This is a genomic window from Microbacterium sp. Marseille-Q6965 (genome assembly GCF_946151065.1).
In the GTDB taxonomy this organism is placed as follows: domain Bacteria; phylum Actinomycetota; class Actinomycetes; order Actinomycetales; family Microbacteriaceae; genus Microbacterium.
Genome location: NZ_CAMGZA010000001.1, coordinates 1,356,424 through 1,369,164 on the forward strand (window position 1 = coordinate 1,356,424; position 12,741 = coordinate 1,369,164).

13 protein-coding genes are annotated in these 12,741 nt (G+C 71.3%); 4 read left to right on the forward strand and 9 right to left on the reverse strand.

What is annotated here, in order from left to right; all coding sequences use genetic code 11:
* Nucleotides 1–27: 27 nt before the first annotated feature.
* Nucleotides 28–780, reverse strand: a complete 753-nt coding sequence (locus N8N77_RS06435; RefSeq protein WP_261165535.1) for an SDR family NAD(P)-dependent oxidoreductase — start codon at nt 778–780, stop codon at nt 28–30.
* Between the two features lie 152 nt (nt 781–932).
* Here N8N77_RS06435 and N8N77_RS06440 point away from each other — a divergent pair, with 152 nt between their 5' ends.
* The gene (locus tag N8N77_RS06440) at nt 933–2,387 is read left to right on the forward strand and encodes an NCS2 family permease (RefSeq protein WP_261165537.1); all 1,455 of its coding nucleotides are present in this window, start codon (nt 933–935) and stop codon (nt 2,385–2,387) included.
* Nucleotides 2,388–2,438: 51 nt separating this feature from the next.
* On the opposite strand, the gene N8N77_RS06445 is transcribed toward N8N77_RS06440, so the two are convergent.
* Entirely contained in the window at nt 2,439–2,924 is a 486-nt protein-coding gene (locus N8N77_RS06445) for a DUF4188 domain-containing protein (protein ID WP_261165538.1), read from the reverse strand.
* An 88-nt stretch (nt 2,925–3,012) separates the two neighbouring features.
* Between N8N77_RS06445 and N8N77_RS06450 the strand changes: the two genes are divergently transcribed.
* Nucleotides 3,013–3,624 carry a MerR family transcriptional regulator gene (locus tag N8N77_RS06450; RefSeq protein WP_261165540.1) on the forward strand — a complete coding sequence of 204 codons (612 nt, stop codon included), beginning with the start codon at nt 3,013–3,015 and terminating at the stop codon, nt 3,622–3,624.
* A gap of 18 nt (nt 3,625–3,642) precedes the next feature.
* On the opposite strand, the gene N8N77_RS06455 is transcribed toward N8N77_RS06450, so the two are convergent.
* Nucleotides 3,643–4,161 (reverse strand): adenine phosphoribosyltransferase, encoded by a 519-nt coding sequence (locus N8N77_RS06455; RefSeq protein ID WP_261165542.1) that lies wholly within the window; start codon nt 4,159–4,161, stop codon nt 3,643–3,645.
* A gap of 84 nt (nt 4,162–4,245) precedes the next feature.
* Between N8N77_RS06455 and N8N77_RS06460 the strand changes: the two genes are divergently transcribed.
* Complete coding sequence (locus tag N8N77_RS06460; RefSeq protein ID WP_261165543.1) at nt 4,246–4,830, forward strand: hypothetical protein; 585 nt, start codon at nt 4,246–4,248, stop codon at nt 4,828–4,830.
* A 21-nt stretch (nt 4,831–4,851) separates the two neighbouring features.
* Here the strand turns inward: N8N77_RS06460 and N8N77_RS06465 are convergent, their stop codons facing one another.
* From N8N77_RS06465 to N8N77_RS06490, 6 genes are all read right to left on the reverse strand, one after another.
* Nucleotides 4,852–5,850: an ABC transporter permease gene (locus tag N8N77_RS06465; protein WP_261165545.1), complete on the reverse strand. Its 999-nt coding sequence runs from the start codon at nt 5,848–5,850 to the stop codon at nt 4,852–4,854.
* Nucleotides 5,847–7,397, reverse strand: a complete 1,551-nt coding sequence (locus N8N77_RS06470; protein WP_261165547.1) for a sugar ABC transporter ATP-binding protein — start codon at nt 7,395–7,397, stop codon at nt 5,847–5,849. Before N8N77_RS06470 ends, N8N77_RS06465 begins: the two co-directional genes overlap by 4 nt.
* A gap of 4 nt (nt 7,398–7,401) precedes the next feature.
* On the reverse strand, nt 7,402–8,379 hold the full coding sequence (locus N8N77_RS06475) for an ABC transporter substrate-binding protein (RefSeq protein ID WP_261165549.1): 978 nt from the start codon (nt 8,377–8,379) through the stop codon (nt 7,402–7,404).
* A gap of 15 nt (nt 8,380–8,394) precedes the next feature.
* On the reverse strand, nt 8,395–9,264 hold the full coding sequence (locus tag N8N77_RS06480) for a sugar phosphate isomerase/epimerase (RefSeq protein WP_261165551.1): 870 nt from the start codon (nt 9,262–9,264) through the stop codon (nt 8,395–8,397).
* A gap of 99 nt (nt 9,265–9,363) precedes the next feature.
* A complete protein-coding gene (locus N8N77_RS06485) occupies nt 9,364–10,338 on the reverse strand; it encodes a LacI family DNA-binding transcriptional regulator (protein WP_261165553.1) in 975 nt (324 codons plus the stop codon).
* 27 nt (nt 10,339–10,365) lie between these two features.
* Nucleotides 10,366–11,391, reverse strand: a complete 1,026-nt coding sequence (locus N8N77_RS06490; RefSeq protein ID WP_261165555.1) for a carbohydrate kinase family protein — start codon at nt 11,389–11,391, stop codon at nt 10,366–10,368.
* 103 nt (nt 11,392–11,494) lie between these two features.
* On the opposite strand from N8N77_RS06490, the gene N8N77_RS06495 reads away from it, so the two are divergent.
* Nucleotides 11,495–12,343: a class I fructose-bisphosphate aldolase gene (locus N8N77_RS06495; RefSeq protein ID WP_261165557.1), complete on the forward strand. Its 849-nt coding sequence runs from the start codon at nt 11,495–11,497 to the stop codon at nt 12,341–12,343.
* The last annotated feature ends 398 nt before the right edge of the window (nt 12,344–12,741 follow it).

Genomic DNA, 12,741 nt, shown 5'->3' on the forward strand with positions numbered 1-12,741 from the left:
ACGGATCGGCGGGGCCTCGTCGTGGGATCAGACGGCCGTGTAGCCGCCGTCGATGAGGTAGTAGGCGCCCGTGACGAAGGAGGCGTCGTCCGAGAGCAGGAACCGCACGACCTTCGCGATCTCCTCGGGGCGGCCGAGGCGGCCGAGCGGGTGCTTGGCGACCAGACCGTCCTTCACCTCTGCGGGCGCGCCCGCGAGCAGCGGAGTGTCGATGTAGCCGGGGCCCACCGCGTTGATGCGCAGGCCGGCGGGGCCGTACTCGGCGGCGGCGTTCTTCGTGAGGCCGACGACCGCGTGCTTGGTCGCGGTGTACGCGGAGTTGCCGAGCGCCGCGACGGTGCCGTGGATCGAGGCCATGTTGACGATGGCGCCGTCGGCCGCGCCGGCCTCGAGGATCGCCGGGATCTGGTACCGCAGGCCGTACGCGACGCCGTTGAGGTTGATGCCGATGACCGTGTTCCAGCCGTCGAGGTCCAGCTCGCCCGTCGGGGCCGACGGGCCGCCGATCCCGGCGTTGTTGAACGCGTAGTTGAGCTTGCCGTAGGTCTCCACGGCGAACTCGACGGCCTTGCGGCTGTCTTCGGCCACGGCGGTGTCGCCCTGGATGGCCACCGCCTCACCGCCGTCGCGGGTGATGTCGTCGACCACGCGCTGCGCCGCGTCCAGCTTGATGTCGGTGACGACGACCTTCACGCCGAGCGCCGCGAGCTCCTTCGCGGTCGCCTCACCGATGCCGGACCCGCCGCCCGTGACGATCGCGACCTTGCCTTCGAATGCCATTCGATGCTCCTCTGCGTATCGATCCCTCGGACCGTCGGCGCATCGGTTCGCGCTGCTGTATTCGCCCGAATGGATCGGATGTCCTCAGCCTACGCCCGGCCGAGGTCGGGTGGCACCGGGGTGGACACCGCGAGCGTGAAAGGATATCGCTCATGGCGAACGACACTTCCACGGCGACGCGCGCGGCTGGTCCGCGGGGCGCGATCGACCGCTTCTTCAAGATCACCGAGCGCGGATCGACCGTCGGCACCGAGATCCGCGGCGGCCTGGTGACCTTCTTCGCGATGAGCTACATCGTGATCCTGAACCCCCTCATCATCGGCACCGTTCCCGACGGCACGGGGCAGATGCTCGGCGGCGGCGACTCGCCCAACCTCGCCATGATCGCCTCCACCACCGCCCTCATCGCCGGCATCATGACGATCCTGATGGGCGTCGTCGCCAACTACCCCATGGCCCTGGCCGCGGGCCTCGGCCTCAACGCCGTCGTCGCGTTCTCCATCGCCGGCATGCCGGGCGTGACGTGGGCCGACGCCATGGGCCTCGTCGTCATCGAGGGCATCATCATCCTGCTCCTCGTCCTCACCGGCTTCCGCGAGGCCGTCTTCAACGCCGTGCCGCGCGAGCTCAAGGTGGCCATCGGCGTGGGCATCGGCCTGTTCATCACGCTCATCGGCCTCACCAACGCCGGCTTCGTCGAGACCGGTGCGACGATCCTCGCGCTCGGCAACCTCGGCACGTGGCCGATCTTCGTGTTCGTGCTGGGCCTCGTCCTCGCGATCGTGCTGTGGGTGCGCAAGGTGCGCGGCGCGATGCTCATCGCGATCCTCGTCGCCACCGTCGTCGCGGTGATCCTCGAGAACACGCTGCGCATCGGCCCCGCCGGCGAGGACAACCCCGGGGGCTGGAACTCGGCGCCCACCTTCACGGGAGTGGTCAGCGCCCCCGACTTCTCGCTGCTCGGGCAGTTCAACATCCTCAGCTCGTGGGACCGGATCGGCATCATCACGGCCGTCCTGCTCGTCTTCACGCTGCTGCTGGCGGACTTCTTCGACACGATGGGCACCATGGTCGCCGTGGGCGCCGAGGCCAAGCTGCTCGACGAGAAGGGCAACCCGCCGCAGACCCGCCGCATCCTCGTGATTGACTCGCTCGCGGCGGTCGCCGGCGGCATGGGCTCGGTCTCGTCGAACACCTCGTACGTCGAGTCGACCTCGGGCGTCGGGGAGGGCGCCCGAACCGGCCTCGCCTCGGTCGTGACCGGCATCGCCTTCCTGCTCGCGACGTTCCTGTCGCCCCTCGTCGCGCTCGTTCCCTACGAGGCGGCTGCGCCGGCCCTCGTGCTCGTCGGCTTCCTGATGATGACGCAGATCTCGGGCATCGACTGGACGAGGATGGAGATCGCGATCCCGGCCTTCCTCACGATCGCGATCATGCCGTTCACCTACTCGATCTCCGACGGTATCGGCGCCGGCTTCATCGCCTACGTCATCGTGAAGCTCGCGCAGGGCCGAATCCGCGACATCCACTGGCTGATGTGGCTGTCGTCCGTGCTGTTCGTGGTGTACTTCACGCTCGACCCCATCCGCGCAGCCCTGGGCCTGTGACGGCGCGAAGGCCGGGCATCCCACGATGCCCGGCCTTCGTCGTCTCGCGGCTCAGACCCCCGACCGACGTGCCGCCTCGAGTCGCGCGCGAGCCGTCTCGCCCCGCGGGCCGACCGGCTGCAGCGCGGTCGCCGCGCCGAGCCCGGTGGGCGGCATGTTCACGTAGACGGATTCGGCCGCGCGCGCGGGAAAGGTCTCGTGCCAGATCCCGACGGCATCACCGGCCACACGCGCCCGCCGGTTGAACGCCGTCCAAGCGGGCCGATGCCGGGCTTGTGGATCCGACGCGTAGCCGTAGAGCTTGTCGAGGCTCGTCCAGTACTGGATCACACTGGGCGTGCGCGGGAAGCCGAAGAACCGGTAACCGATCATGCCGGATTCCGGGTCGGAGGCCAGCTCGCGCATCATGCCGGGCATGGCGGCGAATGCCGGCCACCAGTCGGCGACGCGCCACCACCTGTTGATGCGCATCCCGACCATGAACACGACCAGCTCACCCTCGTACGCATGCGTCATCCGGCCCGGCAGCGGTCTCATCTCGTTCCCCTGTTCTGTCCTGGCGCATACTGGATAGCACCACTCCCCAATATTGGAGAGTGGTGCTATCTAATGTCAAGGGGTCCGTGTGCGCATTTCCGAGCTCTCCCGCCGCAGCCGCGTGCCGGTGGCGACCATCAAGTACTACCTGCGCGAAGGCCTGGTCGCCCCCGGGACCCTCACCGCGTCGACCCAGGCGCAGTACGACGAGACTCATCTCGATCGGCTTCGGCTGGTGCGCGCCCTGCTCGGCCCGGGCGGACTGTCCATCGCACAGGCCCGCGCGATCCTCGGCGTCATCGACGACCCGCAACACGACACGTTCGCGGCCCTCGGCGCGGCGCAGCATGCCATCGCCGCCGCGCCGCCGCAGGAGGACACCCCGCGCGCGGCGTCGGTTCTCGCACGCGCGGGCTGGCAGATCGATCCGGCAAGCACGGAGCCCGCCCAGCTCGAGGCCGCTCTCGCCGGACTCGACGACGCGGGTTTCGAGATCCCCGATGCGGTGATGACGGCGTACATCCGTGCGGCCGAGCAGATCGCGGCCGCAGAGCTTGCCGAGGCCCCCGAGGACCGCGCCGCCGCGATCCGGTACGCCGTTCTCGGCACGGTGTTGACCGAGCCGGTGATCCTTGCCCTGCGCCGGCTCGCCCACCAGCAGGCGGCCGCGCGGCGCTTCGGCCCCGCGAGCGACGCCTGACGGAGCGCCCGCCGGCGGTCAGGCGGTGAAGACGGTGTGCACCTCGCCGGCGTGCGCCCGGCCGCCGAGGCCCTCAAGCTCGAGGATCACGGCGGAGCCGGCCACCACGGCGCCCAGATCGCGCACGAGTTCCTGCGCCGCGCTGAGCGTGCCGCCCGTCGCGAGCACGTCGTCGAGCAGCAGGACGCGTGCCCCCGGCGCGAGCACGTCCGGACCCTCGATGGTCGCGGTGCCGTACTCGAGGGCATACGAGACCGCGGCGGCCGGCCGCGGCAGCTTCCCCGCCTTGCGGATCGGCAGCATCCCCACACCGGTCAGCGCCGAGATGTAGCCGGCGAGCAGGAAGCCGCGGGCCTCGATGCCACCGACCATGTCGAACGAGCCCGCAAACGGCCGGATCAGCTCGTCCGCGACGGCGCGCATCGCCGCACCGTCGGCGAGCAGCGGCGAGATGTCGCGGAACAGCACGCCGGGCTCCGGGTAGTCGGGGGTCACGGCGATCAGGGACTCGGCGCGCGCCAGTTCGGGTGTGGTCACCGCTCAAGGGTACTGGGGCGGAGCGGACGGACGATGGGGATCCCCCCAGGGCGCGCGCGGAGGTGGCGCCCGTAGGCTGAGGGCATGCGCCTCACCGCCACCGCCGACGACCGCCTCTGGGTCTCCGTCACCGGCAGCGTCGGCCTGCGCGGCCGCCGGCACCGGAAGGCGGCGATCCGGATGCTGCTGAACATCTCCCGCCGCCAGCTCGGCCTCGAAACGCCCTCCGGCCGGTTCGGCCCCTGGCTCATGAGCCAGTTCGTGCCGATGATCATGCGCCGCATGGAGGGCCGGATCCTCGCCTGGGTCTGGCGCGAGGACCCCGAGCTGCTCGTCGCCATGGCCCAGGTCGAGGAGCTCACCCCGCAGCTGCGCGCGGCGCGGGCGATGATGCCCATGCAGTACGACGACGCCGAGCCCTTCCACAGCCCGCACCTGGGTGCCGGCGAGCGCCTCGTGCTCGACATGCCGCAGCGCGAGAACACCCCGCCGATGGCCACGTACTCCTGGGAGACCGGCACGCACCTCGTCACCCTTACCGCGATGAGCCCCGACCGCACGCGCTTCGGCACGGTGCTCGGCGCCGTCGACGAGCTCGCGCGCTCGCTGCGGCTCGTCGACGACGTCCAGCTGGGCGAGTCGAACGTGCTGCGCCTCGACCCGGCGTGAGCCGCCGGGCCGAGGCGCGCGTCATCTGGACTGCCCCACGCGTCGCAGCGAGTCCAGCGTGATCGCCAGCACGATGACGAGCCCCTTGATGATCAGCTGGTAGAAGTACGGCACGTTCGTCAGCACGAGGATGTTCGACAGGACGCCGATGATCATCGCCCCCAGCAGCGTGCCGAAGATCCGACCCCGACCGCCGGCGAGCGCCGTGCCGCCGAGCACGACCGCCGCGATCGCGTCGAGCTCATAGCTCTGGCCGGCGTTGGGCTGCGCCGAGAGCACACGCGCTGAGAACAGGATCCCACCCAGCCCGGCGGTGGCACCGCCGATCGTGTAGACCCACAGCAGCACCTTCTTGACGTTGATGCCGGCCAGGCGGGCCGCCTCCGGGTTGCCGCCGACCGCGTACACGTGGCGTCCGAACGTGGTGCGCTCGAGCACGAACCACATGATCACGTACACGATGAGCATGATCACGACGGGCGTGGGCACGACCGACACGTAGCTGGATCCCAGGGGCGCGTACGACAGGTCGTTGGCGATCAGGGGCTGACCGTCGAGCAGCGCGTACGCCGTGCCACGCAGGTACTGCATCGAGCCGAGCGTCACGATGAAGGACGGCAGCACCAGCAGGGCTACGAGGACGCCGTTGAGCGCCCCGGCGAGCGCGCCGGCGACGATGCCGCCGACCACCGCGACCGGCGCCGGCATGCCCGACACGTGCAACAGCACGCCCACGCAACCGGCCACCGCCAGGATGGAGCCGACCGAAAGGTCGATGCCGGCGGTGAGGATCACCACCGTCACGCCGGCGGCGATGATGGCGTTGATCGAGATCGCCCGCAGCACGTCCATCGCGTTGCTGAACGAGAGGAAGTTCTCGGAGGCGAACGACGCGATCACGATGAGCAGGATCAGCACACCGAGGATGCCGACGCGATCCCACCAGTAGAACATCTTCCGAAGCAGCTCGGCCCGGCGGGCCGTCGTGGCCGCGGCGGGCGCCGTTGAGAGCGCGTTCATGCTGTCTCCTCGTCGTTCCGGTGCACGCCGGTGGCGTGTTCCATGACCTTCTCCTCCGTCGCCGTGGCGGCCTCCAGCTCCGCCACGATGCGCCCCTCGCGCATCACCAGCAGGCGATCGGAGATCCCCAGGGCCTCGGGCAGATCGGAGCTGACGATGAGCACTGCGGCCCCGTTCGCGGCGATCTCGGAGATGATCCGGTAGATCTCCGACTTGGCGCCGATGTCGACGCCCCGGGTGGGCTCATCGAGGATGAGCAGGCGCGGCTCCTGCAGCAGCATGCGCGCCAGCACCGCCTTCTGCTGATTCCCACCCGAGAGCGACTTCACCTCGATCTCGGGAGAGCTGGCCTTGATCCGCAGCGCATCCCACACCGGTCGCACCGCCTGCCGCAGCTTGCCGGGCAGCGTGACGCCCAGCCGCGAGCGGCGGGACAGGGTCGACACGTCGATGTTCGAGCTCACCGACATCTCGAGGAAGAGGGCCTGGTCCTTCCGGCTCTCGGGCAGCAGCGCGACGCCGTCGCGGATGCTGCGGCGCGGATCGCGCACGCGCAACGGCCGCCCGTCGAGCTCGATCCGCCCGGATGCCGGCCGGTCGGCGCCGTAGATGAGCCGCACCGCCTCGGTGCGGCCCGCGCCGATGAGACCGACGAGCGAGACCACCTCGCCGCCGCGCACCTGGAACGACACGGGCCCCACGCCCTTGCCGTCCGTCAGCTCACGCACGTCCAGCCGCACCTCGCCCGGGGTCCGCTCCGAGCGCTGATAGAGATCGGTGATCTCGCGCCCCACCATCATCGACACGATCTCGCGCGACGACGTCTCGGACATGCGCCGGGTGCCGACGTAGCGACCGTCGCGCAGCACGGTGAGGCGGTCGGAGAGCTCCCAGATCTCCTCCATCCGGTGCGAGATGTACACCAGGCCCATGCCCTTCTCGCGCATCTCGCGCAGCAGGCGGAACAGCCGCTCGCTCTCGCTCTGGCTCAGTGCCGCCGTCGGCTCATCGAGCACGAGGATCTGCGCGTCCTCCGAGAGCGCCCTGGCGATCTCCACGAGCTGCTGCATGCCCACGCTGAGGCGCCCGATCGGCGTTCTCGGGTCGATGTCGGCGCCGACGAGCGCCAGCTTGTCGCGCGCGTCCGAGATCAGCCTGCCGCGGTTCAGCAGGCCGAACCGGGCGGGCTCCTTACCGAGGGCGAGGTTCTCGGCGACCGTCATGTCCGGGATCGTGTTGAGCTCCTGGTGGATGATCGCGATCCCCGCCGCCTGGGCGTCGCGCGGCGAGGCGAACCGCACCGGCTCGCCCCGCACCACGACCTCCCCGGCGTCCGGCTGATAGTTCCCGGTGATGATCTTCATGAGCGTCGACTTGCCCGCGCCGTTCTCACCCGAGAGCGAGTGGATCTCGCCCGCGCGCAGGTCGAAGCTCACGTCGGTCAGCGCGGCGGTGGCGCCGAAACGCTTCGAGATGCCGCGCACCTCGAGCAGCGTCTCGGCGACCACCTGCGGGGACGGCGTCTGCTCCGCTGCCGTCATGGGCATGCGCTCACCAGCCCGCGTAGTCCGAGACCGTGTCGCGCGTGACCAGGCTCGGCTCGACGAGCATGATGCGCTCGTCCTCGTCCGGCGCACCGTTGGCGCGGATGTCCTTGGCCACCTCGAACGCCTCGACGACCATCCCGCCCGGGTCCTGCGCCGGCGTGGCCCAGAAGCTCGAGTTCGGGAACGAGTCGTCCTGCATGGCCTCGACCGCCTCCGGCGACCCGTCGACACCCACCACCCAGACGCCCTCGCGGTTCGCCTGACCGAGCGCGAGCGTCGCGCCGAGCGCCGTGGGGTCGTTGATGGCGAAGATGCCCTGCACGTCGTCGTTGGCCGTCAGCATCTGCGTCGTCAGGTCGAGGCCGGTGGCGCGGTCGTTGTTGCCGTTCTGGTGGGCCAGCACCGTGATGTCGGGGTGCTCGGCGAGCACCTCCTCGCAGCCCTCGACGCGCTCCTGCACCGAGGTGATCGGCGTGCCGTCGACGATGAGGATGTTGCCCTGGCCGCCCATCTTCTCGAACAGCGCGGTGCAGGCCTGCCGGCCGGCCTCGACGTTGTCGGTGGTGACGGCGGCCTGCGCGCCGGCGGCGTCGACGTCCACCGCCACCACCGTGATGCCAGCGTCGAGGGCGCGCTGCACGGCCGAGCCGATGCCCTCGGAGTCGACGGCGTTGAGGAGGATGATGTCGACCTGCTGCTGGATGAACGCGTCGATCTGCTCGTTCTGAGCACCGAGGTCCTGCTGGCCGTCCTGCACATTGAGGGTGAAGCCCTCCTCCTCTGCCACCTCCTCCATCGAGCTCTGCATCGCGGCGAAGAAGGGGTTGGAGATGTCCTGGACCATGAGGCCCACGACGCCGATCTCATCGTCGGCGGGCTCGGTGCCGGGGTCGACCGGCGAGGTGCTGCTGCAGCCGGCAAGGGCGAGGGCCCCGACCCCTGCTGCGGCGGCAAGTGCCTTGGTGAATCGCTTCGACGTCATCGTCGTTCCTTTCTCTCAGTGCAGGGCAATGGTCTCCGCGGCGCGGATGCGCCCGCGGATGAACGCGTTCGCGTGCGCACCCAGGTCCTCTGAGTCGTCCCAGAGGTTGCGCCAGATGGCAAGCATTCGGCTGAGGTCGTCGTGGACGACGGCCGTGGAGAAGCTCTCGAAGGTGATGGGCCCGTCGTAGCCGACGCGGACGAGCGCTTTGAAGAACCCGTCGAAGTCGACCGTGCCGGAGCCGAGATAGCCACGGTGACTCTCGCCCACGTGCACGTACACGAGCCGGTCCGCGCAGTCGAGCACGGGCTGGGCCATGTCCGACTCCTCGATGTTCATGTGATAGGTGTCCAGGTGGACCCCGACATTCGGGCGGTCCACCTCGTCCAGGAAGGCGAGCGCGCCGCGCCCCGTGTTGAAGAGGTTCGTCTCGTAACGGTTCACGACCTCGAGACCGAGCGTGATGCCCGCCTCGGCGGCCCGATCGGCCGCGGTCTGCACCACGCCGACGGCATGGGCCCGCGCCGCGCGCGTGGCCGGCTGCTCGTACTTGCGCAGTTCGGTGTAGAGCGCCCCCACGAAGTACTGCGCCCCGAGCGCCTCCAGGACGTCGATCGCCGCCAGGAGCTTGCGCTCCGCGGCTTGCACGCATGCGGGGTCCTCGCTGTGGGGGTCGCTGTCGGCCGTCTGCCCCATGGAGGCCGACACCGCGATCGGGTGAGCGGAGAGCACCGCGCGCGCGGCGTCGACATCGAAAGACTCCGGATCGAACAGCGGCATCTCCAACAGGTCGAACCCGGCGTCGAGCGTCTTGGTGACGGCCTTCTCGACGTCGTCCGGCTCGACGGTTCCGGCCCACACCAGGCCATGGCAGCCGATCTGCATGCGCTTCCCCTCGTCATCGAACGGAATGGTGAGACAACGTTGCCTCAGACGCCGAGGATACGCAAGGGGCGCGCGGAGGGCCACCCCGAATCGTGATCGTCAGGGTCGCTCGCTGCCACGCAGCAGCAGCCCGGGCGCCAGCACCTCGTCGGCGACGGCCTCGCCGGCCAGCGCCGCGAACGCGGCCAGCGCGCCCCGCGCCCCGAGCGCCGCGCTGTCGGGCGTCGCCACGGACACGGGAGGGTTCACGACCGATGCCAGCTCGAAGTCGTCGAAGCCGATGAGCGGCAGCCGCTCCCCCCGATCGGCGAAGGTGCGCAGGGTGCCCAGCGCCGCCCGGTTGTTGGCGGCGAGGATGGCGCGCGCGCCGGCCTCGATCACGCGCGCCGCGGCCCCGATCGCGTCGTCCATCGTGTGGGCGTCATGAGCCACGAGCCGCTCGTCGACGGCCCCGACCGCCGCCGCGTACCCGCCGTACCGCTCGGCCATGGTCCACATCGCGAGGGTGTCGCCCACGTACCCCACCGGCCCGTGCTCGCGGAGCACGGCGACCGCCGCCTCAGCGCCGCCCCGGTTGTCGTAGACGATGCTGCAGGTGGCGTGCGGCGAGGGGCGGTCGATCGCGATCACGGGAATGTGCCGCCTCGCGCGCTCGACGGCCGACGACTCCGCACCCGGGGGCGGCACCGCCACGAGCGCGTCGACGCGCTGGTCCACGAGCCGATCGGCGAGCGCGGCGAACCGTTCGGGATCCTCCTCGCTGCTGGCGGTCACCAGCAGGTGCCGGCGTTCCGCGCAGACGCGCTCGGCGGCTCGCGCGACGCTCGACCAGTACGGGTTGCCGAGGTCACCGATGATCAGGCCGATCACGCCCGAGCGCTGGCCGGGCCGGATGCTCGCGGCGGCGAGGTTGCGGCGATAGCCGAGCGTCTCGATGGCGCCCGCGATGCGCTGGGCCAGGTCGGGGCGGATGTTCGTCTCGCCGTTGACATACCGCGACACGGTCTTCAGCCCGACGCCGGCGTGCGCGGCGACGTCGTTCATCGTCGGCGCGCGGCGCGCGTGCTCAGTCATCGGGCCTCCCCCGAGGATTATGCCGCGTCAGCCCATCCACGCCGCCAGGCGGGCGTCCCGCCCGACGAGCGCGGACGGCGAGAGCTCGTCCCGCTCGATCCATGCCGCCGCGCTCGCGATCGCGCAGGCCGCCGCGCCCGCCGGGTCGGCGCCGACGAGCATTCCGTGCAGCAGCCCGGCCGTCGCGGCATCGCCGGCGCCGTTCGTCGTGCGAGGCTCGGCCACGGCGATCGGGGGCAGCCGCACGCGCACATCGCCCCATTCGTCGGCCAGGGGGGCAAGGACGGGCCCGCCCTGCCGCAGCCGCCGTCCCGGCGCCGTTCGCAGCAGCAGCCCGCGCTCGCCGTCCGAGATCGCGACCACGGCGGCACCTCCCGCGATCAGCTCGCCGGCGAGATCGTCGGCGAGACCCGGGCGCGGCTCGATCCGCAGCGCGGAGGTGAGGTCGTCCAGCGACGGCGTGAGCACGTCGACGTGGGGCAGGGCGCGCCGCAGCACGGCCCGCCAGTCGTACCCGCCGGCGCGGGAGGCGGGGTCGACGACCGCGAGGTCGAGCGAGGTGGTGGCGCCGGACGCCTTGACCCGCGCCATCAGGCGCTCGAGAGGTGCACCGCCGCGGTCGGCGATGCCGGGCAGGAGGGGCGGGTACCCCACGTGCACGAGCCGGGCATCGCCCGGCCGCACGCTCTCGCCGTCGAACGCGTCGTTCGCCCCGGTGTGGTGCCAGAAGGTGCGGTCCCGCCCCGGGGGCTGGATGACGATCGAGTACGAGGTCGCCCGCGACCCGTCGACGGCGAGGTCCGCCGTGATCCCCTCCCGCGCGCCGAGCTGCGCCGCGGCGATGGCCCCGAGTTCGTCGTCCCCCACCAGTCCATGCGCGCGCACCCCGGAGCCGAGCGCGGCGAGCACCGCCCCGGTGTTCGCGATGCACCCGCCCACCCGCACCTCGAGTGCGCCGACGTCGAACAGCGCGCCGGGGCGGATCTGCGCCTCGCGCTCGAATCGCGGCGCCAGATCCACGCAGACGTGCCCCGCCACCAGGACGTCCGTCATGCGTCCCCTCCTCGTGTCGCCATCGCCACCTCCACTAGACAACGTTGTCTGGCTCTCGTTATCGTGACACCGCACGATGCCGTGCACAAGCATCCGAGGGAGCATGCCGATGACGCCGTACCGCCTCAATCGCCTCTTCGATCCGCGCTCCGGTCGAGCGCTCGATGTCGCCATCGACCACGGATTCTTCGGGGAACGCAGCTTCCTCGACGGGATCGAGGACATCGCCCAGTCCGTCGCGACGCTCGTGCAGGCCGGCCCCGACGCGATCCAGATGACGCTCGGCCAGGCGCGGCACCTGCAGGCGATCGCCGGCAAGCAGAAGCCGGCCCTCGTGATGCGCACCGACGTGGCCAACGTCTACAACACCCCGCTGGACGAGGAGCTGTACAGCCACCACGTGCCCTTCGCGGTGGAGGAGGCGGTGCGGCTCGATGCCGCCGCCCTGTGCGTGAACCTCATGCAGCTGCCACAGCACCCCGGCATCCGCGGCGCCAACATCCGCTCCATCCTCGCGCTGCGGGAGCAGGCCACCAGGTTCGGGATGCCGCTCATGATCGAGCCCCTCGTCATGCAGGACAACAGCGTGGCGGGCGGGTACATGGTCGATGGGGACCTCGACCGCATCATGACGCTGGTGCGGCAAGCCGTCGAGCTCGGCGCCGACCTCATCAAGGCCGACCCGAGCGACGACATCCGCGAGTATCACCGGGTGATCCGGGTGGCCGGGGACGTGCCGGTGCTCGTGCGCGGCGGCGGGCGCGTCGACGACAAGACCCTGCTCGAGCGCACCGTCGCGGTGCTGGACGCCGGCGCGCGCGGCATCGTCTACGGGCGCAACGTGGTGCAGCACCGCAACCCCTTCGGCATCACCGCCGCACTCATGGCGATCCTGCACCGCGGCGCCGGCGTGGACGAGGCCCTGCGACTGGTGGACGAGGTGCGCCCGTGAGCGCGCGGCGGGTGGGGGGGGCCCGGCCGCGCGGGCGCCCGCCTGGGCGGGGCGGGGAGGGCCGCGCGCGCGGCGGCGGTCGCGGACCGCGGGGCGGGGGGGGCGGAGGGGGGGGCGCACGGGGGGGGGGGGGAGGGGGGGGGGGGGCGGGGGAGGGGGGAGGGGGGGGAGGGGGGGGAGGGGGGGGGGGGGGGGGGGGGGGAGGGGGGGGAGGAGCGCGTGGTGGGGATGGGGGGGCGCGGGGCGGCGGAGGGGGGGGGGGGAGGTGGTGAGGGGGGGGGGGGGGGGGGGGTTCTGGGGGGGGGGGGGGGGGAGTTGGGACAAGACGTGCCTCTCGATCGCGACCGGCAGCGCCGATCGGCACCGCCGATACGGTGCTGTATCCGACGCGTTCAGTC